At 32.4% G+C, this 25,479-nt stretch carries 22 protein-coding genes; 17 read left to right on the top strand and 5 right to left on the bottom strand.

Features of this window, described 5'->3' with window-relative positions; genetic code table 11:
* Window positions 1-50 precede the first annotated feature (50 nt).
* Window positions 51-1,544 carry a YfcC family protein gene (locus BZARG_RS01300; protein ID WP_008634632.1) on the top strand — a complete coding sequence of 498 codons (1,494 nt, stop codon included), beginning with the start codon at window positions 51-53 and terminating at the stop codon, window positions 1,542-1,544.
* On the opposite strand, the gene BZARG_RS01305 is transcribed toward BZARG_RS01300, so the two are convergent.
* A complete protein-coding gene (locus BZARG_RS01305) occupies window positions 1,545-2,510 on the bottom strand; it encodes an alpha/beta fold hydrolase (protein ID WP_008634621.1) in 966 nt (321 codons plus the stop codon).
* Window positions 2,511-2,642: 132 nt separating this feature from the next.
* Between BZARG_RS01305 and BZARG_RS01310 the strand changes: the two genes are divergently transcribed.
* The 6 genes from BZARG_RS01310 to BZARG_RS01335 all read left to right on the top strand — a co-directional run bounded on the left by BZARG_RS01310 (window position 2,643) and on the right by BZARG_RS01335 (window position 9,631).
* Window positions 2,643-4,814 carry an endonuclease MutS2 gene (locus BZARG_RS01310; RefSeq protein WP_008634804.1) on the top strand — a complete coding sequence of 724 codons (2,172 nt, stop codon included), beginning with the start codon at window positions 2,643-2,645 and terminating at the stop codon, window positions 4,812-4,814.
* A gap of 65 nt (window positions 4,815-4,879) precedes the next feature.
* Window positions 4,880-5,299 (top strand): thiol-disulfide oxidoreductase DCC family protein, encoded by a 420-nt coding sequence (locus BZARG_RS01315; RefSeq protein WP_008634186.1) that lies wholly within the window; start codon window positions 4,880-4,882, stop codon window positions 5,297-5,299.
* A 29-nt stretch (window positions 5,300-5,328) separates the two neighbouring features.
* On the top strand, window positions 5,329-6,000 hold the full coding sequence (locus BZARG_RS01320) for a hypothetical protein (protein WP_008634180.1): 672 nt from the start codon (window positions 5,329-5,331) through the stop codon (window positions 5,998-6,000).
* A gap of 139 nt (window positions 6,001-6,139) precedes the next feature.
* Window positions 6,140-7,051: an EamA family transporter gene (locus tag BZARG_RS01325; protein WP_008634637.1), complete on the top strand. Its 912-nt coding sequence runs from the start codon at window positions 6,140-6,142 to the stop codon at window positions 7,049-7,051.
* A gap of 274 nt (window positions 7,052-7,325) precedes the next feature.
* Entirely contained in the window at window positions 7,326-8,102 is a 777-nt protein-coding gene (locus BZARG_RS01330; protein WP_008634772.1) for a TIGR02757 family protein, read from the top strand.
* Window positions 8,103-8,146: 44 nt separating this feature from the next.
* Window positions 8,147-9,631 carry a S10 family peptidase gene (locus tag BZARG_RS01335; protein WP_008634685.1) on the top strand — a complete coding sequence of 495 codons (1,485 nt, stop codon included), beginning with the start codon at window positions 8,147-8,149 and terminating at the stop codon, window positions 9,629-9,631.
* Window positions 9,632-9,735: 104 nt separating this feature from the next.
* On the opposite strand, the gene BZARG_RS01340 is transcribed toward BZARG_RS01335, so the two are convergent.
* Window positions 9,736-11,628: a M61 family metallopeptidase gene (locus tag BZARG_RS01340; RefSeq protein WP_008634388.1), complete on the bottom strand. Its 1,893-nt coding sequence runs from the start codon at window positions 11,626-11,628 to the stop codon at window positions 9,736-9,738.
* Between the two features lie 100 nt (window positions 11,629-11,728).
* Here BZARG_RS01340 and BZARG_RS01345 point away from each other — a divergent pair, with 100 nt between their 5' ends.
* From BZARG_RS01345 to BZARG_RS01365, 5 genes are all read left to right on the top strand, one after another.
* Complete coding sequence (locus BZARG_RS01345) at window positions 11,729-12,736, top strand: glycosyltransferase family 2 protein (RefSeq protein WP_040287876.1); 1,008 nt, start codon at window positions 11,729-11,731, stop codon at window positions 12,734-12,736.
* 72 nt (window positions 12,737-12,808) lie between these two features.
* A complete protein-coding gene (locus BZARG_RS01350) occupies window positions 12,809-14,734 on the top strand; it encodes a vWA domain-containing protein (protein WP_008634783.1) in 1,926 nt (641 codons plus the stop codon).
* Window positions 14,731-15,984, top strand: coding sequence for a dihydroorotase (locus BZARG_RS01355; RefSeq protein ID WP_008634248.1), 1,254 nt, complete (start codon window positions 14,731-14,733; stop codon window positions 15,982-15,984). The genes BZARG_RS01350 and BZARG_RS01355 overlap by 4 nt, the downstream gene beginning before the upstream one ends.
* Window positions 15,984-16,316 (top strand): DUF4870 domain-containing protein, encoded by a 333-nt coding sequence (locus tag BZARG_RS01360; protein ID WP_008634446.1) that lies wholly within the window; start codon window positions 15,984-15,986, stop codon window positions 16,314-16,316. Before BZARG_RS01355 ends, BZARG_RS01360 begins: the two co-directional genes overlap by 1 nt.
* Window positions 16,317-16,318: 2 nt before the next feature.
* A complete protein-coding gene (locus BZARG_RS01365; protein WP_008634419.1) occupies window positions 16,319-16,969 on the top strand; it encodes an alpha/beta hydrolase in 651 nt (216 codons plus the stop codon).
* Here BZARG_RS01365 and BZARG_RS01370 read toward each other — a convergent pair.
* Both BZARG_RS01370 and BZARG_RS01375 read right to left on the bottom strand, forming a co-directional pair.
* Entirely contained in the window at window positions 16,952-17,467 is a 516-nt protein-coding gene (locus BZARG_RS01370) for a hypothetical protein (protein ID WP_040287877.1), read from the bottom strand. The genes BZARG_RS01365 and BZARG_RS01370 overlap by 18 nt on opposite strands.
* A complete protein-coding gene (locus BZARG_RS01375; RefSeq protein WP_008634785.1) occupies window positions 17,467-18,228 on the bottom strand; it encodes an MBL fold metallo-hydrolase in 762 nt (253 codons plus the stop codon). Before BZARG_RS01375 ends, BZARG_RS01370 begins: the two co-directional genes overlap by 1 nt.
* 91 nt (window positions 18,229-18,319) lie before the next feature.
* Between BZARG_RS01375 and BZARG_RS01380 the strand changes: the two genes are divergently transcribed.
* The 5 genes from BZARG_RS01380 (at window position 18,320) to BZARG_RS01400 (ending at window position 24,983) form a co-directional block, all read left to right on the top strand.
* The gene (locus BZARG_RS01380; RefSeq protein ID WP_008634158.1) at window positions 18,320-19,777 is read left to right on the top strand and encodes a hypothetical protein; all 1,458 of its coding nucleotides are present in this window, start codon (window positions 18,320-18,322) and stop codon (window positions 19,775-19,777) included.
* A gap of 13 nt (window positions 19,778-19,790) precedes the next feature.
* Window positions 19,791-20,372 (top strand): thioredoxin family protein, encoded by a 582-nt coding sequence (locus BZARG_RS01385; protein WP_008634537.1) that lies wholly within the window; start codon window positions 19,791-19,793, stop codon window positions 20,370-20,372.
* Window positions 20,373-20,451: 79 nt separating this feature from the next.
* Window positions 20,452-21,153 carry a hypothetical protein gene (locus BZARG_RS01390; protein WP_123766846.1) on the top strand — a complete coding sequence of 234 codons (702 nt, stop codon included), beginning with the start codon at window positions 20,452-20,454 and terminating at the stop codon, window positions 21,151-21,153.
* Window positions 21,154-21,617: 464 nt separating this feature from the next.
* Window positions 21,618-22,319: a GLPGLI family protein gene (locus BZARG_RS15145; RefSeq protein WP_008634354.1), complete on the top strand. Its 702-nt coding sequence runs from the start codon at window positions 21,618-21,620 to the stop codon at window positions 22,317-22,319.
* Window positions 22,320-22,340: 21 nt separating this feature from the next.
* Window positions 22,341-24,983 carry a peptidase associated domain and porin domain-containing protein gene (locus tag BZARG_RS01400; protein ID WP_008634727.1) on the top strand — a complete coding sequence of 881 codons (2,643 nt, stop codon included), beginning with the start codon at window positions 22,341-22,343 and terminating at the stop codon, window positions 24,981-24,983.
* 42 nt (window positions 24,984-25,025) lie between these two features.
* Here the strand turns inward: BZARG_RS01400 and bcp are convergent, their stop codons facing one another.
* Complete coding sequence (gene bcp, locus BZARG_RS01405) at window positions 25,026-25,478, bottom strand: thioredoxin-dependent thiol peroxidase (protein ID WP_008634563.1); 453 nt, start codon at window positions 25,476-25,478, stop codon at window positions 25,026-25,028.
* Window position 25,479: the final 1 nt, after the last annotated feature.

Here is a 25,479-nt window from a genome sequence, read left to right on the forward strand (position 1 = left end):
TATGACAGCACTAAATTAGTACTATCTTTATCCTCTTAAAATAATTTCTCTTGAAAAAAATAAAATTTCCTACAGCTCAAACTATTTTATTAATAATTGCAGCAATGGTTGCATTGTTAACGTGGATTATTCCCGCGGGAAAATACGATACGTTGGCTTATGATAAAGCAGGTAATAATTTCACGCGAACACATTTAGAAACAACCGAATCGCTTCCTGCCACTCAAGCTACCTTACAAGCTTTAGATATTAATATTCCCATCGATAAATTTACCAATGGAGATATTTGGAAACCTATCTCTATACCAAATACCTATCAAGAAGTTAAAGCAAAACCTCAAAGTGTCGTTGAGTTTTTTCAATCGCCTATCAAGGGTATTATTGAGGCTTCAGATATTATTTTTCTAGTGCTTATAATTGGTGGATTAATTGGTATTATGAATTTCACTGGTGCTTTTGATGCTGGTATTGTTTGGTTAGCCATAGCACTAAAGGGACATGAATATATTCTAATTATTTTAGTTACTACATTAATTGCTTTAGGCGGTACAACTTTTGGATTGGCTGAAGAAACGATTGCCTTCTACCCTATTTTAATCCCTATGTTTTTAGCGGCAAAATATGATGCTATGGTACCATTGGCGGCCATATATTTAGGTTCTGCCATTGGAACTATGGTATCTACAGTAAACCCGTTTAGTACTATTATTGCATCGGATGCTGCGGGAATTAACTGGACAACAGGATTAACAGGACGAATTATCACCTTAATTATTGGCTTAAGTATTTGTATCGTTTACATTTTACGCTATGCTAATAAAGTCAAAAAGGATCCGACAAAATCTATTATATACGATCAAAGAGAAGAAATAGAGGCCCATTTTGGAACAAAAAGCTCAACCGATTTAAAATTAACCACGCGTATGCGCTTAATACTGCTTATTTTTACGCTGTGTTTTGTGGTCATGATTTACGGTGTATCTCAGTTAGAATGGTGGTTTGTAGAAATGACAACGGTATTTTTAGTCGGTTCTATACTTATCGGAATCATTGGAAAAATTCAAGAAACAACTTTTGTGGAAACCTTTGTAAAAGGGGCTTCCGATTTATTAGGAGTGGCCTTAATTATAGGTATTGCTCGAGGTGTATCGGTTTTAATGAATGATGGCTTAATTAGTGACACCATGTTATATCATGCTAGCACGGTAACAGAAGGCATGAATAAAGGTCTTTTTGCAAACGCCATGTTATTTATATATAGTGGACTATCGTTTTTTATTCCAAGTTCCTCAGGAATGGCAGTTTTAACGATGCCAATAATGGCACCTCTAGCCGATACGGTTGGTTTTGGCCGAGAAGTTATTGTTAACTGCTACCAATATGGATTAGGCTTATTTGCTTTTATAAATCCAACAGGATTAATTCTAGCCTCATTAGCCATTGTAAAGGTTGGTTACAATAAATGGTTAAAGTTTGTTTTACCGTTATTATTGATTTTAACTATTTTTACAATGATTGTAATTACACTTCAAGTATATCTATAATTACTTTTTGTTTTTAATGTTTAGAAATTGAATTGTTTTTTGATTAACCACATCAGCCTGATCAATACTTAAAAAATGACCTGCATTTTTAATAATTTCGCCTTGGCCATATGGTAATATTTCTTTGGCCATTTTCACAGTTTTACTATTATTAATAGCGTCATCATCACCAATTAAAACTAATACAGGCATTTTAAGAGATTGTAAATCACGTTTGGAAAAAGGCTGCATAGCCATCGTGAATTTGCTGATAGAGTCGATGGTGTGTGATTGATAAAATTGCTCTAAATAGATTTTATTAATATTGTCTACATTACTAGACATGGATTTTAAAGTTTGTTCAGTTTTCTTATCATCAGATGAAAACATGGTAATAATATTCTTTAATAAATCCATGCTTGGTCTAATCCAAATAAAGGTTTGAGCTGGACTCAATAATACCATTTTTTTGATTCGCTCTTGATTATACAAAGCGATTTTAACAGATAACCACCCACCTTTTGAAGCACCAATAAGGCTAAACTGCTCTAATTCTAACTTATCAAAAATCTCATAATACCAAGAAGCAATTTCATCAACATTATCAAAGGTTGCTGTGTTTAAAGACTTTCCAGGCTCTAGAATAAAATCGATTGCAAATAACCTATAATCTTTAGAAAATGCTTTTGCATTTGGATACCACATAGTAGAAGTAGCATTCATACCATGCAATAAAACCAATGGTTCTCCATTTTTAGGACCACTAACAATTACATGAGCTATACCTACACTGGTTGGAATATATAACTCTTCAAAAGGAACTCCCCAAAGTTGTAAGGCTGCGTCATAAGACTCAAAATACGATTTGTATTGCGCCTGCGGATTGGTTACATAATCAGGCTTATCGCTATATTTCATATACTCTTTTTGGCAAGAAAATGTCATTAAAACAAGTGCAATAATACACGCTAAATTAAAAAATTTCATAAACAAGAGGTCTTAATTTTCAAATTTACATAAATATAAAATGAAGTTATAATTTTATCCATGGATTAGTTTTAAAACATAATACGTATTTTTGCTAACCAAAAAATAGCGACCCTTACTTCAAGGAAAATTATGATACATATTCAGGAAAAAACACTTCAAGATCTAGAATTCTCAACAGTTTTACAGCAAGTCAGTAATTTATGTGTTACTGGTTTAGGTCATGAAGCTGTTTTGCAAGTATCTCCTTTAAAAAATAAGGAATCGGCTTTAAAAGCATTGGCTTTAACCAATGAATATGTGGCATCGCTTATTAATGACAATCGCATTCCCAATCATGGTTTTGAAACGATAGCCAAAGAGTTAAAGCTTTTAAAAATTGAAAACACCTATTTAGAGGCGCCTAGTCTTAAAAAAATTGTATCCATTTCCATTACAGCAAATGAAATCATATTATTTCTTAAGAAGTTCCAAGAATATTACTCTAACTTATATGAGTTTGCTTCCGAAATTGAAATCACAAAAAAACTAATTGAAGAAATTGATATTGTTATTGATCGTTTTGGCGATGTGAAAGATAATGCTTCACCCGCTTTAAAAGGTATACGACTAGAAATTAATAATCTTAAAGGCAAGATTAATCAGAGTTTCGCGTCGGCATTAAACAGTTACCATCAGTTAGAATATCTAGATGATATTCGTGAATCAGTTGTCGATAACAAACGTGTATTAGCTGTTAAAGCTATGTATAGAAGAAAAGTTAAAGGCTCTATTATGGGTGGCAGTAAAACAGGAAGCATTGTTTATATTGAGCCCGAAACTACACTGCGCTATACCCGAGAACTAAATAATCTAGAATACGAAGAAAACGAAGAAGTAGTAAGGATTTTAAAGTCTTTAACTGATTTTATTCGTCCGTTTTTGCCGTTATTGAAGGAATATCAAGATTTTTTAACGGAGATAGATGTTATTTCAGCAAAGGCAAAGTACGCCCAATCTATAGACGCTATTTTGCCTAGAGTTAATGAGGATCGTGAATTATATCTGCGCGACGCTTATCATCCCTTGCTATATTTAAGTAATAAGAAGAAAGAGCAAAAAACTTATCCACAGTCTATTCATTTAACAGAAGAGAACCGAATAATAGTAATTTCTGGTCCCAATGCTGGTGGAAAAAGTATCACTTTAAAAACGGTTGGATTACTTCAAATTATGCTACAGTCTGGTTTTTTAATTCCTGTCCATGAACGCAGTACCGTATTTTTATTTGATAGAATCATCACAGATATTGGCGATAATCAATCTATTGAAAACCATTTAAGCACATACAGTTACCGCTTAAAACAGATGAATTATTTTCTAAAAAAATGTAACAAAAACACATTATTCCTTATTGATGAATTTGGAACAGGATCGGATCCGGAACTAGGAGGTGCTTTAGCGGAAACTTTTTTAGAAGAATTTTACCATCGTGAGGCTTATGGCATTATAACAACCCACTACTCCAACCTTAAAATTCTGGCTAACGAATTACCGCATATGCAAAATGCGAATATGATGTTCGATGAAAAAACACTAGAACCTATTTATAAATTAGCATTAGGACAGGCCGGAAGTTCTTTTACTTTTGAAGTTGCCCAAAAAAATGGCATTCCATACGGTTTAATTAACCGAGCTAAAAAGAAAATAGAGAAAGGTAAAATCCGTTTTGATAGAACCATTGCCAAGCTTCAAAAGGAACGTTCTAAACTTGAAAAAACTGAACAATCCTTAAAGGTTAACGAACGTAAAACAGAAGCTGAAGCTGGTAAATTAGAAGAAACAAATAGTAAAATTCAGAAAAAGCTGGAGAGTTATCAAGAATTGTATGACAGCAATCAACGTCTGATTTATTTAGGTCAGAAAATAGATGATTTATCTGAAAAATTCTTTAACAACAAGCAAAAAGGCGTGTTGATGGATGAATTATTCAAATTAGTTCAAATTGAAAATTCCAAACGCAAAAAAATCTCGGCTAAAACGCAAAAAGTAGAAAAAACTAAAATTCAAAAAGTTAAGCAAGAGGTCGAAAAAGAAGTCGTTGTTATTCGTGAAAAGAAAAAAGAAGCTAAACAAAAAGAAAAGGATAAACCAAAAGTACCACGACCAACTTTAAAAGTTGGCGATCGTGTACGTCTGCAAGATGGACGTGCGGTTGGAAGTATTGATACTATTGAAAAAAATAAAGCCTTTGTCAATTATGGTATGTTTACAACGAATGTCAGTTTAGATCAATTGGAATTGGTAGAATCTGTAAAAAAATAGCCTAACAAACGGAGGTTCTAAACCTTTATGTGGACTACTAATAATTTCTTACGTATTTTTGATATATGAAAAATGGTTTACCAAAACATAAGCAGTTAGTTCTTTTTGATGGTGTATGTAATTTATGTAATGACGCCATTAATTATGTGATTAAACACGACAAAAATAATGTCTTTATGTTTGCGCCTTTACAGAGTGAAATAGGTAAGCAATTAATAAATGAATATAATATTGATACCCAAAAAATTGATTCCATTTTACTGTATTCTTTTGAAAACGGATTATTCCATAAATCGACAGCTGCTTTAAAAATAGCTTCAAAATTGGGCTTTCCATTAAATCTGATGGTAGTTTTTTTTATTATCCCAACTTTTATAAGAAACTGGGTTTACGACTTTATTGCAAGAAATCGTTATAAATGGTATGGCAAAAAAGAAGCTTGCATTATACCAACAAAGGAATTGAAGGCGAAGTTCCTGGATTAGCATATACATTTAAATATTTTAAATAAATTATGAAAAATACTTTTAAACTAATAGCCATTTTAATTCTGGTATTTAATAATAGTTGTTCTAGCATTAAAGTTTTGGACGCTTGGAAGTCTGAAACCACTAATAAATTAGAAGATGGTAACGTATTGGTTATTGCCCGAACGGAAAATAAACAAGTGCGTACTGAATTCGAGCAAGAAATTGCTAAACAACTACGCGATAAAGGCGTGAAAGCTACTGAAAGCTTTAAAGATATGCCGAGTTTTAGTCATGAAGAAAAAGTTTCAGAGAAACAATTAGAAAACTTTAAAGAGTTTTTAAAGAACGAAGGCTATAATGCTGTTGTTTTAACCATTTTAAAAGATTATCAGGAGCAAACTGAAACTACCGAAAGCGGTGGATATTATGCGGGTGCAAATCATGCAAAACCTTTTTATGCTCATTATTATGGAGGCTTTTTTGATTACTATTCAAACCCTCTGTCTTACTCTACTTTTGGCGACTATGTACCCGCAACTACTTCCACATATGTAATTAAAACATTTATTTTGGAAACGGTTGCATACGATTTAACTAAAGAAGAAGGCAAACAACTATCAGCAGTTGTTACTGCAAAAATTGACGACCCTAAAAACGTAACAAAAAACGCAGAAGAATATAGCCGTAAAATAATTAAAGCGCTTACTAAAAAATAGTCATCAAATGTATTGATTAAGTAAAGCCTTGAAGATTTTCAAGGCTTTTTTATGCTTAAATTTCAATAAAATATAACAGGAATTTAACAACTACTCTAGTCAGAATAAAACTAAATTTGCAGATTAATTATTTGCGCATATGAATACCACAAAACACTATGTAGCCGTAACGTTAGCTTTCACTATTTGGGGCTTTTTTAGTTTGGTTTTAAGGCCTTTATCCGATTTTACTGCTTTTGATATTTTAAGTTATAGATCTATCGTAGCCGCTGCAATTATGTTGGTTGTAACATTATTCTTCAGACCAAAAGTATTAAAAAGGAATTTAGCACTTTTTAAGTCGCTTGAAAAAAAAGAACGTATTCGCATATTTTTTATTAATGCGTTTAGTGGTTTTTTTCTTGCATTAAATTGGTACATTTTTATTTATGTAATGAACAATGTGAGCGTTGGTGCAACCGCATTAGCGTATTTAATATGTCCGATACTCACCATGGTTTTAGCTTATATGGTCCTAAAAGAAAAACTCTTTAAGCTACAATGGTTTTCAGTATTTTTAAGTTTAACGGCTTGTATATTGTTGTCTTTAGGTAATTTGTCAGATTTCCTTTATAGTATGGTTATAGCATTTACCTATGCTATTTATTTAGTATTGCAGCGTCGAAATAAAGAGATGGATAGGTTTTTAATATTAACAGTTCAGATTGTTTTTGCGGTAATTATCTTAAGTCCATTTTTCTTGACTTATGATTTTGAAACACCAAAAACAAACTACTTTTATAGTATGATTGCTTTAATAGCCGTTGGCTTTACAATTATTCCTATGTTTTTAAATATATATGCTTTAAGAGGTTTGAACTCCTCCGTTGTTGGCGTTTTTATTTATTTAAATCCATTAATCAACTTTTTTCTAGCGGTCTTCTATTTTAAAGAATCCTTCACCCTATTGCAAGCTTTAAGTTATGGTTTAATAATTATATCGATTATTATCTTCAATATTCCCGCATTAAAACATAGAATTAATAGAAGAAGAGCAGCCCATATTCAATAAAAAAAGGCCTCAGGAGCACTTTGAGACCTTTCTTTAAAACTAACTAAACAAACTAAAAAACTCATCTAATGTAATTATTACCACTACTTTAACTGATTAAATATACTAATTTTATAGTAGTTAGTTAAAAACAATCGACAAAACGGTTATAAAATTGTTGAATTAAACGTTTTTGGTAAACTCTTTATGAATTATATTTTTTTTGGATAATAAATTGGGTGTCTATAAATCAATTTACTATTTTCAATAAAACACTAAAAAACAAAACCCTAACGTGACAGAAAAGTTAAAAACATCCGAGCTCAAAGAGTTTTTAGATGAGAAAGTTTCTCAATATAATACGTCTGACTTTTTAGATACCGATCCTATTAAAATACCACATTCGTTTTCTGAAAAGAAAGATATAGAAATTTCCGCTTTTTTAACAGCAACAATAGCTTGGGGAAATAGGAAAAGCATTATTAACAACGCACAGCGAATGATGCAAATGCTAGATCAGGAACCTTATAATTTTATAATGAACCATGAAAAATCCGATTTAAAAGCGCTAGAACCTTTTGTGCATCGGACTTTTAACGGGATGGATTTTATAACATTTATTTCTGGCTTACAGCATATTTACCAAAATCATAATGGACTTGAAGCTGTTTTTGCGAAGAATTCAGAAACAAATAGCTTACAACCTGCTATTCATCACTTTAAGAAAGCATTTTTTGAAATAGAACACTTGCAACGCACCCAAAAACATATTTCCGATCCATTAAAAAATTCTGCAGCCAAACGCATTAACATGTTTTTACGATGGATGGTAAGACCAGAAAATACAGGAGTCGATTTTGGTATATGGAAATCACTACATACCAAACAGTTATCTTGCCCATTAGATGTGCACTCCGGAAATGTAGCTCGCAAATTAGGTTTACTAACTCGAAAACAAAACGATGCTAAAGCACTATTAGAACTCGATACTAATCTTCGGAAACTAGACGCAAACGACCCCGTGAAATATGATTTCGCCCTTTTTGGATTGGGCGTTTTTGAAAATTTCTAACTTAATTCAGTATCTTTATCAATCAATTTACATATTTTACTTTCATGAAAAAACTACTATTTACTTTAAGTGTTTTGTCACTTTTTAATGCGCATGCACAAGGGCGAAAAATACCTGCTGATACTGCGATTGTTACCAACCATAAAACAACTATTAATGGTGCAAACATCGCTTATTCTGCAACTACTGGAACGCAGCCTGTTTGGGACAAAGCGGGAGACCCTATTGCCACATTATTTTACACGTATTATAAACGCAGTAATGTTAAGGATCAAGCTAACCGTCCATTAATCATTTCTTTTAATGGCGGACCAGGTTCGGCATCGGCTTGGATGCATATTGCGTATACAGGTCCGCAAATTTTAAATATTGATGACGAAGGGTATCCAGTACAACCTTATGGTGTAAAAAGTAATCCTTACTCTATTTTAGATGTCGCAGATATTGTTTTTGTAAACCCTGTAAATACAGGTTATTCCCGAATGATTGAAGATAAAGAAGGGAAACTACCAGACAGAAGTCAATTTTTTGGTATCAATTCTGACATTCGTTATTTAGGAGAATGGATTAACACGTTCATGTCTAGAAATAATCGTTGGGAATCTCCAAAATATTTAATTGGTGAAAGTTATGGTGGACCGCGAGTAATGGGTCTGGCACAAGAGTTACAAAACAGCCAATGGATGTATTTAAATGGCGTAATTTTAGTGTCGCCTGCAGACTATAAAGTATATTCTACAGATCAACCTATTTATTCGGCTTTAAATTTACCTTATTTTGCAGCAACTGCTTGGTATCAAAAAGCTTTAGATCCTTCTCTTCAACAAAAAGATTTATTAGAAATATTGCCAGAAGTGGAAGCTTACGCTATTGATAAACTTATGCCCGCAATTGCAAAAGGAGGCTTTATTTCTTCGGAAGAAAGAGAACAAGTTGCACAAAAATTCAGTTTGTATTCTGGTTTGGATAAAAAGTCTATTTTAGATCATAATTTAAATGTACCAACCAATTTTTTCTGGAAAGAACTATTACGCGACCGTGGTTTTACTATGGGTAGATTAGATTCTCGTTATTTAGGAATTGATAAAATGACTGCAGGAAATTCACCTGATTACAATGCGGAAATTTCTTCGTGGTTACATTCCTTTACGCCAGCAATTAATTATTACTTAAGAGAGCATTTAGACTTCAAAACTGATATGAAATATAATATGTTTGGAGATGTGCATCCTTGGGATAGACAAAATGATAATACTAGAGATCGTTTGCGTCAAGCAATGGCACAAAACCCGTATTTAAAAGTATTAGTACAATCTGGTTATTATGACGGCGCAACCACTTATTTCGCTGCTAAATATACGGTTGGACAATTGGATCCAGCCGGAACGATGAATGATCGATTCACCTTTAAAGGTTACCGAAGTGGCCATATGATGTATTTACGTAAAGAGGATTTAAAAACGGCGAATGATGATATTCGTGAGTTTATTAAAAACTCGCTGACTAATGGTAAGTCTGCGAAATATTAGACTTTATAAAGTCTAATTCCATAAAACAAAAAACACCTGATGAAACAAATCATCAGGTGTTTTTTTATCTTTAAAATTGTGTTTATCAATTTCAAATTACTTTATTAACCTTTTAACCATGCGTTACGCAACTCTTTTTGAGTCGCTGTAGCGTTTGATTTAGCACGTAAACTTTTTCCTGTTGTATAAGTAGGCGTCAATGCTTTTTTAATAACCATATCTTTACCGTTTCTGCTTAAAACTACATTAACTTCTTGATTTTCTTCCCAAGAAAACATTTCTTGAAGTACGGTATTAGCATTTTGTAAAGTAACAACTGTTCCATCTACAGATTTGATTATATCGTTTGGCAATACACCATTATCTTTCCAAAAACTATTAGCTAATACATTATCAGTAAAGAAAACAGTTCCTGCCTCTTGGCTTCCAGTTACAATCAAAGCACCATTTCCTTGGATATAATTTGTTCTAATAGGCCCCTCACCTATTTCAAGACCTACTTTTTCAAAAAAGGCATCGTAATCAATCGGCGTTTCGCCAATCACGTGATTATCAAAAAAGCCACGTAAAGTTGGATAGGTCATTGCTACCATTTCATCCATGATTTTATCATCATCAAAAGGTTTATTCTGACCATATTTCATAGATAGTTCTTTCATCATAGATAAAATACCACGGTTGCCATCACTTCCTTCACGGATTAAAATATCAATACACATACCTATTAATGCTCCTTTTTGGTAAACGTTATAATATTGATTTGCATATGGCTCATCTAATACATTTTCACTCATTTTAGTAAAACTCATAGAGTCATTCATAGTCAAAGAGCTACTAATTTTCTCCATTATTTTTCCATAAAACTCATCTTCAGGAATTAAATCTTGATCAACTTGAAAAAGTGTTGCAAAATATTCCGTTACACCTTCATACATCCATAAATGCTTTGAAAATGTTGGTGTGTGATAATCAAAATAATGTACATCATCAGAATGCACACTTAAAGGCGTAACAATATGAAAAAACTCGTGCGATACAATATCAATCATACTTGCATCTAAAGCTTCACTCGGCATAGATTCTGGCATAACTACAGTTGTTGACGTATGGTGCTCTAATGCGCCAAAACCTTTAGGAGAACCTTCCTCCCCATCTGATAAATAAACATAAATATCATAACGAGGTGTACTATTAATATCACCTAAATATGTTTTTTGAGCTTCCATCATTTTCTGCATCGCATCTTTCATCGATTTAGCTGTATGGATTCCGTTTGGCGAATAAACACTCAACATAACCTTTATATCACCTACTTGAAATTCTTCAACGTCCAATTTCCCGTACATCATTGGGTTATCTGTAATATCAAAATAACGTGGTGCAAAATAAGAAGACGTTACTACATTACCGTCAGCACTTGTTTTGGTGTCTGCTAATTGTAAAGAAGATGTTCTTACCAAATCTGAAGGTGCAATAACATCCAATTTATATTGACTGTTTTTTAAAGAATCAAAATAGCCAATAAAACCATGTAAGTTTAATAAGTAATTATTTGGCTCGATGTTCGTTCCTGCAGGAGAAAATGGTACTTCTCCACCAATTCCACCAACTTTTTCTTGATCAAATGTATCATTTACATAATATGTAATGTAATCTAATTCCTTGGCATTACCGATAGTCCAAGAGTTAGTATCGATTTTGTTTGTTTCTAATTTATTTCCGTTATAATCATATGCTTCAAAAGTGTCAACGTATTTTCCAAAATCACTTACAGAATATGTTCCTTGAACTACTTTTGGAAGTCTGTATGTTACCGTTTCAACCGTAAAACGTCCTGGGTTAATATTTACAGGTACTTTATCATCGGTTACTTTGGTAATATCAATTACCGTTTCAATGGGGTTGCTAGTGGCTAAATCGTCACTACTTGTTTTCGTAGAGGATCCACAAGCAACAAGCAATGTGGAAAAACCAATAATGGCTAAAGTTTTTTTCATTTTAATAAATTAAGTTTTTTACTTGACGTTCAAAAATACAATGCGTTACACATTTTAACTATAACTTTTTGTTAAAATGAAGTTTAACTATATTCGCAACATGTGCGAAACCCAAATAAGTATAGTCACTCCTTTTAAAAATACAGAGAGTTTTATTTCGGAATGCTTGCGGTCTATTGTTAACCAAACCCACACAAATTGGGAGTTGGTAATTGTAGATGATGGATCTGATGATAATAGTTTTAAAATAGTTTCCGAGTTTGCAGCAAAAGACAAACGCATAAAATTGTATGAAAATCCAGGTTCAGGCATTATTGACGCTTTGCAATTTGCTTTTTTAAAAAGTTCTGGAAATTATATCACCAGAATGGATAGCGATGATATTATGACACCTAATAGATTAAAAGTAATGATTTCTAGCCTAAAAGAATATGGAAAAGGTCATTTAACTGTCGGACAAGTAAAATACTTTAGAAAAGATGGAATCAGCGATGGTTATGCCAAATACGAAATATGGTTGAATAATTTAACTGCTAAAGGATCTAATTATTCTGAAATCTATAAAGAATGTGTTATTCCATCACCTTGTTGGATGGTACATCGTGACGATTTTATAGCCTGTGACGGGTTTAATCCAAATACCTATCCTGAAGATTATGATTTAGCTTTTCGGTTTTACAAATACAATATAAAATGTATTCCTTGTAATGAAACGCTTCATTTATGGCGTGATTATAGCACACGAACATCCAGAACTCACCAAAATTATGCGGAAAACCACTTTTTAGAACTTAAAGTCAACTATTTTTTAGAATTAGATTATAACGCTTCCAAACCATTAGTGCTTTGGGGCGCTGGAAAAAAAGGTAAAACGGTGGCTAGATTATTACAGACGCAAAATATTCCGTTTTATTGGATTTGCGATAATCCGAAAAAAATAGGAAAGGATATTTATGATAATACTTTGCAGGCGACTAATTACCTAGAAACCCTACGTAATCCGCACTGTATAATCACAGTTGCTAATAAAAAGGAACAAAAGAATATAAAAAAATATCTATCGGATTTAGCTTTGAAATCTGCTGTCGACTACTTCTTTTATTGTTAATCGTTTAATTTGTTGTTAAAAGGTTTTCTATTTCAACGTAAACACTATTTTTGTAGGAAACACTAATTAGGAATGCAGTTTAAACACCCGGAAATACTTTACGCTCTATTTTTGCTTCTCATCCCGATTATTGTTCATTTATTCCAATTGCGTAAATTTCAAAAGGAGTCGTTTACCAATGTAGCGTTCTTAAAAAAAGTAACACTTCAAACACGTAAAAGCTCACAAATAAAGAAATGGTTGATATTACTTACGCGGATGTTATTATTGGCGTGTTTAATTATTGCCTTTGCCCAACCTTTTACTTCTAAAAGTAACACCTTTAATACGACTCCTGAAACCGTTATTTATTTAGATAACAGTTTCAGCATGCAAGCCAAAGGTGATCAAGGTGAATTACTAAAACGTGCCGCACAAGAATTGGTTGAAAGTTTAAATCCTGACGATCAAATATCACTAGTAACCAACACAGCGGTTTACAAAAACACGACTCTAAAAAGCATTCAAAATGATTTGTTGCAGTTGGACTATGCACCAAATCAGTTGCCTTATGATGCGGCTTTGTCGAAGAGTTCGAAATTATTCAGCCAAACATCAAATTTGAATCGTAATTTGGTGTTTATTTCCGATTTTCAAGAACAAGATAAAGATTTCAAAGCATCAAACGATTCACTTTATAAACTTCATGCCGTAAAATTGAATCCCGTAAATATTCAAAATGTGTCGATTGATAGTTTGAGCATTTCCAGTACCACAGCTAGCAATACTGCATTGCAGGTGCATTTAAAAGCGACAGGAAGTAAAAATAACGCCATTCCGATTTCACTATATGATGGCGAAAAATTATTAGCTAAAACAACAGCCGTTATTACAGATCAAGTGGTTGCCGAATTTACGCTGACTGAAAAAAGCATTGTAAACGGCAGAATTATAATTGATGATATTGGTTTACAATTTGATAACGAACTGTTCTTTAATATTGATGAACCATCACAAATCAATGTTTTAACTATTCATGAGAAAACTTCTAGCAATTATTTAGAACGCTTATTTGCTTCTGATGAGTTTCAGTTGACAAATACAAGCTTAAACCAACTGAATTATAGTGTTGTTGAAAACCAGCAATTAATTGTTTTAAATGAATTGGAGTCGCTTCCGAATTCCCTAAACAATTCATTAAAAGCATTTATGAAACAAGGAGGCTATGTAATTGTTATTCCAGCAACTTCTTCTCAAATAAATACCTATAATGACTTATTAGGCGTTTATGAAATTAATACAAAGGAGGTGATAATTGCCGAAAAACGAGTCACAGCAATCAATTACGCGCATCCAGTTTATAAAAATGTATTTGAAAAGCAGGAATCTAATTTTCAATACCCTAAAGTTAACAGCTATTTTCCGACAACCGCTACTAATAGTTCTAGCGTATTATCTTTTGAAGATGGAAAACCTTTTTTGTTAACACATAAACAACTAGCTGTTTTTACGGCGGCTTTAAATGCGGATAATTCTAATTTCAGTGAATATGATTTAATTGTGCCAACCTTTTACAATTTGGCACGACAAAGTTTGCAAACACCACAACTCTACTATACCATTGGCAAGGAAAACAAGTTTGACATTCAAGTAAACTTGAAGCAAGATGGTGTATTAAAATTGGCAAACGAATCCGTGAACATGATTCCTATGCAGCAATACTTTAATGATAAAGTCAGCATTACAACCACCGACATTCCAGATATTGCTGGTGTTTACCGCATTGAAAACAAAACAGCAGCTATTGCCAATGTAAGTTATAACTACAACCGTATGGAAAGTGACTTAAGTTATCAAGATTTGAGCCTATTAACCAACGTTGAAGTTAGTGATTCGGTTAGCGCTATTTTTGAAACCATAAAAAGTGATACAAAAATCAATGCGCTATGGAAATGGTTTGTTATTTTTGCACTAGCTTTTATAATTATTGAAATGCTCATCTTAAAATATTTTAAATGAACGTACTCATAAAATCCGCCACAATAATTGATTCCAAAAGCGATTTTCATAATCAGTCAGTCGATATTTTAATTGAAAAAGGAATTATTGCCAACATAGCTCCGACTATAAAAAACCCAAACGATTACAAAGAAATCACTTTAGATAATCTCCATGTTTCTCAAGGTTGGTTTGATAGTAGCGTAAGTTTTGGGGAACCAGGTTATGAGGAACGTGAAACCATTGCTAACGGACTTAAAACAGCTGCTTTTTCAGGTTTTACCGCTGTGATTTTAAACGCTAACTCCAATCCAGTTATTGATAGTTTTGCTGATATTTCGTTGGTAAAAGCAAAATCTCAAAACCATGCCGTTTCATTATACCCTATTGGCGCCTTAACAAAAGGTGGTTTAGGTGAAAACATGGCTGAATTGTTTGATATGAGTCAAGCTGGCGCAGTTGCTTTTTACGATTACCAGAAACCAATTGAAAACCCTAACCTCATGAAAATTGCTTTGCAATATGCAAGTAATTTTGAGGGTTTAATTATGGCTTTTCCGCAGGAATCACGAATTTCTAGATCTGGCGTTATGAACGAACATATATCTAGCACCCGATTAGGTTTGAAAGGAAATCCAGCTTTAGCCGAAGAATTACAAATAGCCCGCGATTTATTTCTGCTAGAATATACAGGTGGAAAACTACACATACCAACCATTTCAACAGAGAAATCGGTTAGCCTAATTCGCGAAGCCAAAAAGAAGAAGCTCAATGTAACCTGTAGCGTTGCCATTCATAATTTATACTTTACAGATGATGCACTTTCAACCTTCAACACAAACTTTAAGGTTTTACCGGCAATTAGAACAGAATCGGATGTTAATGAATTAATAAACGGACTTAAAGATGGCACGATCGATATGGTAACATCCGACCATAACCCGATTGATATTGAACATAAAAAAGTAGAATTTGATCATGCTAAATATGGCACTATTGGATTAGAATCAGCTTTCGGTGCCTTGCAAACGTTATTCACCACCAAGAAAACGGTGGATATATTAACCAAAGGAAAGCAACGTTTTGGAATAGAACCCAATACCATTTCCGTTGGCGAAAAAGCAAACTTGAGTTTATTTAATCCAAACGAAACGTATACATTTAACAAAACGCATATAACATCGACTTCTAAAAATGCTATTTTTGAAGGTTCTGAACTAAAAGGAAAAGTTTATGGTGTAATTGCAAACAATAAAGTTATATTGAAATAATGATGACAGAAGAAACCATTCAAGATGGAAAAACAATGGCGTTAATTGCCTATTTCACTATTATCGGTAGTGTTATCGCTATTATTATGAATAGCGATAAAAAGAATCCATTTACGGCATTTCATGCCAAGCAAGGACTCGGGTTAAACCTAACTTATATGATTGTAGGCTATTTTGTTAGCTCATTTGACAATTTTTCAATTTCAATAGGTTTTTGGATAGCAATGGGCGTACTTTTCATGTATGGAATTTACTCCGCAATTACTACAACTTGCAAAGAAGTCCCGCTTTTAGGCCCACTTTATCAAAAATTATTTTCAACTATCGCATAACTATGACTACACAAAACTTACATTATATAACGCGTCCTTCAACATTAAAAGAAAACGCACCATTACTTATTTTATGTCATGGATATGGCAGTGATGAAAACGATTTGTTTTCTTTCGCTACCGAGCTCCCTGAAGAATTATTTATAATTTCACTTCGCGCACCGCAAGCTATGCAGCCCTACGGAAATGCTTGGTACGCTATAAATTTTGATAATGAAAAAGGCAAATGGAGCGATGATGAACAAGCTAAAGATTCTCGCGACCAAATAGCGCAGTTTATAGATTATGCTTGTAGTACGTATCCAGTAAATAGTAATAATGTAAACTTATTAGGGTTTAGTCAAGGCACGATTTTAAGCTATGCTGTAGCACTAACCTACCCGGAAAAAGTTAAGAATGTTATCGCTTTAAGTGGTTATATTAACCCGAATATTATTCCAGAGAATCCTTCGGAAAAAGATTATTCTAATTTAGATTTTTACTGCTCTCATGGAAGTGTGGATCAAGTTATTCCAGTGGATTGGGCTAGACAGGCGCCTAAATTTTTAGACAGCCTGAATATTAAAAACCAATATGCGGAATTCCCTGTTGGTCATGGTGTAGCGCCACAAAACTTTTATGATTTCAATAAGTGGTTAATTGAACGGATATAAGAAAGACTTTTCAACCTTAAAAGTTAATTTCTTGTCTTCACTTAATTCATAACTAAGAAACATTTCACCCCAATATTTTCCATCAGTAAAATTGGTTATAATCCATTTATGATTTAAAACACGAATTTGATCAATCATCATTTTCCCTCCGTTTAGTGCTGGAAAAGGAATTAATGGGTGCTCATCCCCTTTTACTAAATTCAGTTCGTAAAGTTGGTCTTTTATAAATGGTATTAACTCACTTACACTATAGCCTTTTTCTTCAAAATAGCTTAACGCCGATTCTGTGTTCATAACAGAAAATTCCGATAATTTTGAAATTTCATCACGCATATCAGAGATTGAATCGGTAAATTTTACGCCATCGCGTACCCTATGCGCTTCTTTCTTTACAATTTTCTCTTCGTAAGATTCTAAAATACGTTTTGAGTTTACGTATTGAAATACTACTAAAAGCATGGAAAAAATAAACAGGTACATAAATATTCTACTCTTCATTATATGGTAATTTGTAAGTTATCGTAAGCTAAAAAAACGTTTTCTGGTAAGGTTTCTTGAACAACATCATGAAACCCTAGTAAATGGCTAATATGCGTTAAATAAGCACGTTTAGGCTTAACTATTGCAATAATTTCTAACGCTTGTTCTAAATTTAAATGTGATGGGTGTTCGCTTTCACGCAACGCATTAATAACTAAAACATCTAAGCCTTTTAATTTCTGTAATTCAACATCTTTAATGGTTTTCATGTCTGTTAAATAGGCGAAGTTTTTAAAGCGATAACCAAAAACTTGAATGTTGTAATGCATGCCATCTATAGGTACTACATGAATATCAGCCAAAGGAAATGGTTCATTTTTAACTTCATGCTGCACCACACTTGGCGCACCTGGATATTTGTTTTCGGTTGTAAAAATATAATCAAAACGCCGCGACAATTCACCTAAAACACGTTTGTGCGCATAAACAGGAATTGGGCCTTGGTTAAAAAAGTAAGGTCGGATGTCATCCAATCCAGCCGTATGATCGGCATGTTCGTGGGTAAAAATAACAGCATCTATTTTCGTGCAATTGGCACGCAACATTTGCTGTCTAAAATCAGGTCCGCAATCAATTACATACGTATATTGATCCCATTCTACAAGTACGGAAACACGCAGTCTTTTGTCCTTTGGGTTCGGGCTTAAACACACGGGATGCTTACTACCAATAACGGGAATTCCTTGCGATGTACCTGTGCCTAAAAATGTAATTTTCAATGGTATTAATTTTGAAACAAAAATAAGGTTATTTTTTTGTTTGACCACCCGATTTGATACCTTTGTTCATTAGAAATAATCGGAGTTTACAATGGAAATTAGCTTAAAAGGTGATAAAGAGTTTGATGAAATTCCATCATTAAACACTAAAGCACTTCGTATTAATTTAAACGAAAATATTTACGGAACATTTTCCGAAATTGGTGCAGGACAAGAAACCGTTCGGCAGTTTTTTAGAGCTGGTGGCGCTTCTGGGACCATTGCTAAAGCTATGTCTGCTTACGATAAGGATTTTAGTGATGCTATTTACGGCATTGAAGCAGATGGCCGGTATGTTACGGAAACCCGTTTGTTAAAAATGCTAAACCATGAGATTGATATCATGGAAAGACGTTTAACCAGAGATAAACACCCTAATAAATTATTCTTTTCTTATGCCAACACGGTAACAACAATTGACTTTGCAAAACAGTATAAAGGTCACGGTTGGGTTGGATTACGCTATCAAATTGAAGCCGGTCAGCCTTATAATGAAATTTCTTTACACTTACGTTTTAAGGAAAATGATGCGCGTTTACAACAAGAAACGTTAGGTGTTTTAGGTACTAACCTTATTTACGGTGCTTTCTATAAATATAACCAACCAAAAAAATTACTACGCTATTTATACGATCATTTAGATAAAGATCAATTAGAAATAGACACGATTAACTTTTCTGGACCTGCTTTTAAAGACGTTGATAACCGATTAATGAGTTTGCAATTGGTTAAGAATGGTATGACAGATGCCGTTATGTTTGCGCCAGATGGTAATAACGTACTTCCGGCTCGTGTGCTTTATAAAAAGAACATTCTAGCTTTAAGAGGAAGTTTCCGTCCGGTTACTAAAGTGAATATAGATATGTTTGAGAAATCGCACGAAATGTTTCTTAAAGAAAATAAGGTTGATAAAAATAAAACCCAAGTAGTTTTTGAAATTACCTTATCTAATTTACGCGCAGAAGGCGAAATTGACGAACAAGATTTTATGGATCGTGCCAAACTGCTCTGTTCACTTGGGCATACCGTCTTAATTTCGAATTTTCAGGAGTATTATAAGCTGGTGGAGTATTTATCACAATATACAAAAAGTCGTATGGGACTTGCCATGGGTGTTAATAATCTAGTAGATATTTTTGATGAGAAATATTACAGACATTTAAGTGGTGGTATTCTAGAGGCTTTTGGTAAATTATTCTTTAAAGATTTACGCGTGTACCTTTACCCGATGCATGATGAGGATGGTGAGGTAATTACGAGTGAAAATTTAAAAGTTCATCCACGTATGAAAGAACTTTATAAGTTTTTTAAATACAATGGGAAAGTAGTTGACATTACAGACTATGACAACACTATTTTAGACGTTTTTTCTAGAGATGTTCTTAAAAAAATAGCAGATGGCGATAATAGTTGGGAAACTATGTTACCAGAAGGCGTTTCTAAATTAATTAAAGAGAAAAGCTTATTTGGTTATGAAGCCGAAGAAATGATGCGTCCTAGAAATTTTTAAAAATTAAATTATCATGAATTATAAATTAGCATTTGTAGTACTGTTTTACTTTGTTTTAATACAATCTTGTAAAACCGCTGGCAATAAAGTCGTAAACACAGAAGAATCTGAAGCTGAATTTATTGAAACGGAAATAGCTGAATGTGCTAGCTGTGATTTAATAGGTGAAATTTCGAGAGCAGAATTAGTTAATAATTCAACTTTTAACCAATGGTTTTCCACTAATTATGAAGCCTATCAATTTAATGCTCTAGCTATGGAGACTTTAAAAAGTGTATCGACAGAAAATATAAGCTTCAAAATAATATTGGGAACTTGGTGTAGTGATAGTCATCGTGATGTTCCAAGGTTTACGAAAATTTTGGATGCTATAAATATCCAAGAAAATGTTATAGAATATTACGCTCTAGATGTTAATAAACTATCTCCAGAAGGTATAGAAAACACGTATAATATTATTCAAGTACCAACCTTTATAGTTTACAAAAACGGTGTGGAACTTAACCGAATTGTAGAGATGTCGGTTCGCACTTTAGAAGAGGACTTGGCTACTATTCTAACTACAAACGACTATAAAAATGTTTATGCAGATTAGTAATAGCATTTAAATTTCTGTGTTTATTCTTTTTCTTTTATTTATCATAATGGCGCTTCTAAATTCTAATATTTTAGTCATGAATAAAACACTTTATATTACAAGTATTGTATTATGTACTGTCATGTTTTTTAATTGTAAAGAAAAAAGAGAATCTGTTTCTAACCAAGTTCAGCCTGACATTGAAGTTAGTAAAGCGGTAGATACAAAGACTTTTAAACACATTTATGTAGAAATAGATAATAAGAAATACGACTTCAGTTATGATACAGATACTTTAGCTGTTTTTCTAACCACTAGCTACGGAAAAACTCACATATTTTTTGAATTCACCAAGGAAGTTACTTTCGTTCCAGATGCCAAAAATAATCGTCTTAATGCCTTTTATGGTACTGATTATAAAATGGATATTCGTAATATAAACTTTGATGATAAAACCATTAGGTTTGATGAATATAAGGATGACATTTTACTTAAAGAGAACACAATTATAGTGTCAGAAAACATTACTAAATCTGATTTTTATGATACCCTGGAGTCTGGTTTTCGGTTAAATGATGATATTATAAAGGAGAAGTTAAATAATAAATCATGTCCCGTATGCGTGGTAGTAATCACTATTTTTGCAACAACTGTTGTTGGTGATTCCAGAGGAAGTAATAAAGAGCTTTGTGAACAACAAAATAAATTAGTGGCTGAAAACTGCGCCAACAAACCAGACTTTTGTTTGGTTAGTGAAGGGCCTTGCAAACTAAAATGTGTGCCTTGTTCTGAATTATAGCTAAATAACATAGACAGTTTTTAAGCAAAAAACAACAGGTATGTAATTCTTTTATACGCTTTTTGGTATAAATAGGAATTTGAACAATCCTATCAAAATTCTCTAAAAAACCAACAAAATTAAAATCAGACATTTTGTCAAAGTGCTCAAACTAGGTCGTTTTACGGTAAAACCGTAACGGTATTTTCGTTTTTCGTTAAACGGTACATATTTGTCTAAAAAAACTTTCTTTTTTGTCATATATATGTATACATTCGAATTATCAAATCATCTTTTGTTTATTTACAGTCTTCAAAATCATGTATTTAACATAAATACTAATCTAATGCAAGAGCTTTGTTTTTCTAAAAATTATACTATAGAAATATGACCGTGAATCTCTGTTTAGTATGCGATTACGTTGGATAATTTTACTAACAATTGGTTATTACTTTGTAGTTACCAGTTATTTTATTTTTTACAATATGACAATTAACAACATTTACAAATTAATAGTACTATTACTTTTATTTAACTTTTCAGTTTATGGACAAACTGGGGAAATAACATATAAAATAACCCATCCAGAGGAGCATGATGATACAGATGATGAAATGAAACAAGTAAACAATGAAACAACGTTAATGAGTTTCTCATTGATATTTAATGAAAAAGGTTCTTTTTTTGAAAAGAAAAGAAATGTGCCTCAAAATAAATATTTGGCAACTATGGCAGCCATAATAACATTAAGTAAAAGCTCATATTTCCAAAATTTAGAATCTAAAAATATTTATTACAATTATAAAATAGGGAATAAAGAATATATTGTTGTGGATAGTACTAAAATGAATTCCTGGACGCTTTCCAATGAAACCAAAAATATTGAAGGATTTACATGTTATAAAGCATCTAAAAATGAGTTTAATGAAAGAAATCAAACTAATTATTTAAGAGAGGCTTGGTATGCTCCCGATATTCCAGTTCCATATGGCCCTGCCGGCTATGGTGGCTTGCCAGGATTAATTTTAGAAATTGAAATTAGAAAAGGTTTTGTCTATTACGTTTCTAAAATCTCACTAAATGAGCAAGAAAACCTTGAACTTCCAAAATTAAAAGATGGTCCTGAAATTTCTCCAAGAGAAAAGGTTATACTAATGCGTAAAAACCGTACAGAAACCGATGATTAATTAGACTTTAATTTATAGTTAATGACCTACAGAATCTTACTCTTATTAGTGTTATTTACTTCTGGTATTTGTGCACAGGTGAACTTGCACGGCGTTATAAACGGATCGGATAGTACACTTTTAGAACAGGTAAACATCTTGGCTTTTCCGCAAGATAAGGACGTGAGCATGAGTTATGCAACAAGTAGTGAAAAGGGTGAATTTTCCCTTGAACTAAAGAAAAATATGACTTATAAGTTAACTTTAAGTCATATAGGTTATATAACCTTAAATGATACATTATTAGTTCAATCTAATTCTATTCCCAAAAATTTTATTTTGCAACTTGATAAAAACATCTTAACAGAAGTTGTTTTAAATTATACACCACCTATTACCGTAAAAAAAGACACAACAACTTACCAAGTGGACGCGTTTACAGATGGAAATGAGCGTAAATTGCGTGAAATATTAAAAAAACTGCCAGGTCTAACTGTGGATCGCGATGGCAATGTTACATCTCAAGGGAAAAAGGTAACTAACGTTTTGGTGGAAAACAAACCCTTTTTTAATGGAAAATCTAAATTGGCAGTAAATAATATTCCAGCAGATGCCGTATTAGAAATTGAAATTATTGATGACTATCATGAAACGGCTTTTATGAAAGGTCTAGAAACCAGTGAGGAAGTTGCTATGAATATAAACCTTAAAGAGGACAAAAAGAATTTTATTTTTGGGGACTTGGAGGGTAATGCTGGTATAGAAAACAAATATAAAGTTAATCCTACTATTTTTAAATACGGTGAAAAAGCAACCTATAATTATATTGGTGATTTAAATAATACGGCTGAAAAATCTTTCACACTTAAAGATTATATTGATTTTGAAGGTGGTTTGTCTGATAATAATATTTCAGACATCTTAAATTCTGATTTGAATAGATTTTTAAGAAATTCGGAATATTACAATAATCAACATTTATTTAACGCTTTAAACATGCAATTTAATCCAAACACAAAAAATGAGTTTAGAGTTTTTGCAATTGCATTTGACGATGTTTCTAATTATGAAACTAGAAACGCCAAGTTCTACCAAACAGAAAACATTACCGAGAATAAAACCAACATCACAAACAATGATTTAAAAGGTTTATTAGCCAAGACGCATTATAAATATCAGCCCAATTCAAACACAGAAATCAAGATTATTAGTAAATTAAATAGATCCGATTTAAATTCTGATATGTTTAATGCCGTAAAATTTGACACCACCAACACGACATATAACAGCTATTTAAAATCAAAAAACACTGAAGTTCTTGTTTCAGCTTCTTTAAAGTCCAAGCTATCAAAAAAGCATACCTTAACATTTTTCTCTAAATATAATTACCAGGATAATTCAGGATTAACACAATGGATAAGTCCTACTAATTTATTTAATAGCTCTATTCCTTTAGATATAGACGAAAATTATAACATAAATAAAATTATTGATGTCGATAAAAATCTCCTTACTAATAATGTAAAATTATATTGGATTGTAAATAATCTGCTTCATTTAAATACTTTTTTAGAACTAGATTATCAAAGTAGCGATATAAAATTCAATAATTATCAGAATTTATCCGACAACAGTATTAATAGCTTTTCAAATTTTAGTAATGATACAGAAAACAAATACTTAAAATCAAACGCCTATTTAGAAGTTCGCAGCTATCTTGGCGATATATTGATAGAAGCCAAACTAAACCTAGAAAGTCATAACTGGAAAAGCACTCAAATAGATAGTAAAGCCAAAAACTCTGAAACTTATTGGTTACCTGAAATAAATGCTACGTGGGAGTTTGATACTAAAAAGGATCTCAAAGTATCTTATAAAAGTACTAGCCGGTTTTTTGATTTTGACAACATTTTACTGAGAAACCAGATAAAATCATTCAATTCTATTTTTTATGGAAATTCAGACTTAACTTTGAGCGTTTCCAATCGATTTTCTATAAATTATAGAAACTTTAAATCTTATGGTATTAGCTACTTTCCTTCTTTTTATTATAAAAAAACAAATAATCCCCTAATTTATAACCGCTCTCTTAATAGTATTTATTCTGAAACAAAGCCCCTAAATGGTATAAATCCGAATGATAATTATCTTCTAAATTTTAGAACAGCGTACAGTCATAAATACTATAGAATTAGATTGACACCTACTTTCGAAATCGCCAGTTTCCACTCGATTATAAACAACATAGAAGTTGAAAATAAACGAGATAGTTACGGAATCGATTTAAGTTTTGAAAGTTATTTTAACCATCCTTTAAATTATGATATCGCTTTCAAACATCGACTAGATAAAAACAAATTCGATAGCTTTAATAATACTAGTGTAACCACTGATATGTACTTTGGCCTGCGCTATGAGCCAGAAAATTGGAAAATAAACACCAGTTTTGATCAAACATTTTTTAAAAACAAAAACATAACGAAAACAAGTTCTAGTTATAATTCATTAAACGCTGAAATAACTTATAATAAAGCAGAAAGTGCTTGGACTTTTTTACTTAAAGCAAACAACCTACTAGATAGTAAGACTAGAGTCATTACTAACTATGATATTACCACAGTAAATGAACAGGCTACTGTTTTGTTTCCGCGTTACATTTTGTTTGGTATTAGCTACAGATTATAAAACTGTTTAAATATAATACCAATAGTAATCTAAAGCTTGATTTTAATCCAAGATCTGATCCGTATGCGCTTTGGTTTTTACTTTTGAAATAACCTCTTCAATCAATCCATTTTCATCAATAACAAAGCTAGTTCTGTGAATCCCATCGTATTCCTTGCCCATAAATTTTTTCGGTCCCCAAATACCATAGGCCTCAATAACTGCTTTATCTTCATCGGCTAAAAGTGGATATGGAAAATCGTATTTATTTCTAAAATTACTTTGTCTTTTTTCACTATCAGCACTGACACCTAAAATATCATAACCTTCTTTTTGAAAACGGCTGTAATTATCACTTAAATTACAAGCTTCAGCCGTACACCCTGGCGTACTGGCTTTAGGATAAAAAAACAACACTAATTTTTTTCCTTTATAATCGCTTAAAGAAATAGCATTTCCATCTTGGTCTTTAGCCGTAAAATCTGGTGCTTTATCTCCTGGTTTCAAATTTGTCATA

Origin of the sequence: Bizionia argentinensis JUB59 (assembly GCF_000224335.1) — a bacterium.
Classification (GTDB): Bacteria; Bacteroidota; Bacteroidia; order Flavobacteriales; family Flavobacteriaceae; genus Algorimicrobium; species Algorimicrobium argentinense.

Excerpts from the sequence above, each read along its gene's own strand:
- BZARG_RS01305 (WP_008634621.1), bottom strand. The coding sequence starts at position 2,510 with ATGAAATTTTTTAATTTAGCGTGTATTATTGCACTTGTTTTAATGACA.
- BZARG_RS01310 (WP_008634804.1), top strand. The coding sequence starts at position 2,643 with ATGATACATATTCAGGAAAAAACACTTCAAGATCTAGAATTCTCAACA.
- BZARG_RS01315 (WP_008634186.1), top strand. The coding sequence starts at position 4,880 with ATGAAAAATGGTTTACCAAAACATAAGCAGTTAGTTCTTTTTGATGGT.
- BZARG_RS01320 (WP_008634180.1), top strand. The coding sequence starts at position 5,329 with ATGAAAAATACTTTTAAACTAATAGCCATTTTAATTCTGGTATTTAAT.
- BZARG_RS01325 (WP_008634637.1), top strand. The coding sequence starts at position 6,140 with ATGAATACCACAAAACACTATGTAGCCGTAACGTTAGCTTTCACTATT.
- BZARG_RS01335 (WP_008634685.1), top strand. The coding sequence starts at position 8,147 with ATGAAAAAACTACTATTTACTTTAAGTGTTTTGTCACTTTTTAATGCG.
- BZARG_RS01340 (WP_008634388.1), bottom strand. The coding sequence starts at position 11,628 with ATGAAAAAAACTTTAGCCATTATTGGTTTTTCCACATTGCTTGTTGCT.
- BZARG_RS01345 (WP_040287876.1), top strand. The coding sequence starts at position 11,729 with ATGTGCGAAACCCAAATAAGTATAGTCACTCCTTTTAAAAATACAGAG.
- BZARG_RS01350 (WP_008634783.1), top strand. The coding sequence starts at position 12,809 with ATGCAGTTTAAACACCCGGAAATACTTTACGCTCTATTTTTGCTTCTC.
- BZARG_RS01355 (WP_008634248.1), top strand. The coding sequence starts at position 14,731 with ATGAACGTACTCATAAAATCCGCCACAATAATTGATTCCAAAAGCGAT.
- BZARG_RS01360 (WP_008634446.1), top strand. The coding sequence starts at position 15,984 with ATGATGACAGAAGAAACCATTCAAGATGGAAAAACAATGGCGTTAATT.
- BZARG_RS01365 (WP_008634419.1), top strand. The coding sequence starts at position 16,319 with ATGACTACACAAAACTTACATTATATAACGCGTCCTTCAACATTAAAA.
- BZARG_RS01370 (WP_040287877.1), bottom strand. The coding sequence starts at position 17,467 with ATGAAGAGTAGAATATTTATGTACCTGTTTATTTTTTCCATGCTTTTA.
- BZARG_RS01380 (WP_008634158.1), top strand. The coding sequence starts at position 18,320 with ATGGAAATTAGCTTAAAAGGTGATAAAGAGTTTGATGAAATTCCATCA.
- BZARG_RS01385 (WP_008634537.1), top strand. The coding sequence starts at position 19,791 with ATGAATTATAAATTAGCATTTGTAGTACTGTTTTACTTTGTTTTAATA.
- BZARG_RS01390 (WP_123766846.1), top strand. The coding sequence starts at position 20,452 with ATGAATAAAACACTTTATATTACAAGTATTGTATTATGTACTGTCATG.
- BZARG_RS15145 (WP_008634354.1), top strand. The coding sequence starts at position 21,618 with ATGACAATTAACAACATTTACAAATTAATAGTACTATTACTTTTATTT.
- BZARG_RS01400 (WP_008634727.1), top strand. The coding sequence starts at position 22,341 with ATGACCTACAGAATCTTACTCTTATTAGTGTTATTTACTTCTGGTATT.
- bcp (WP_008634563.1), bottom strand. The coding sequence starts at position 25,478 with ATGACAAATTTGAAACCAGGAGATAAAGCACCAGATTTTACGGCTAAA.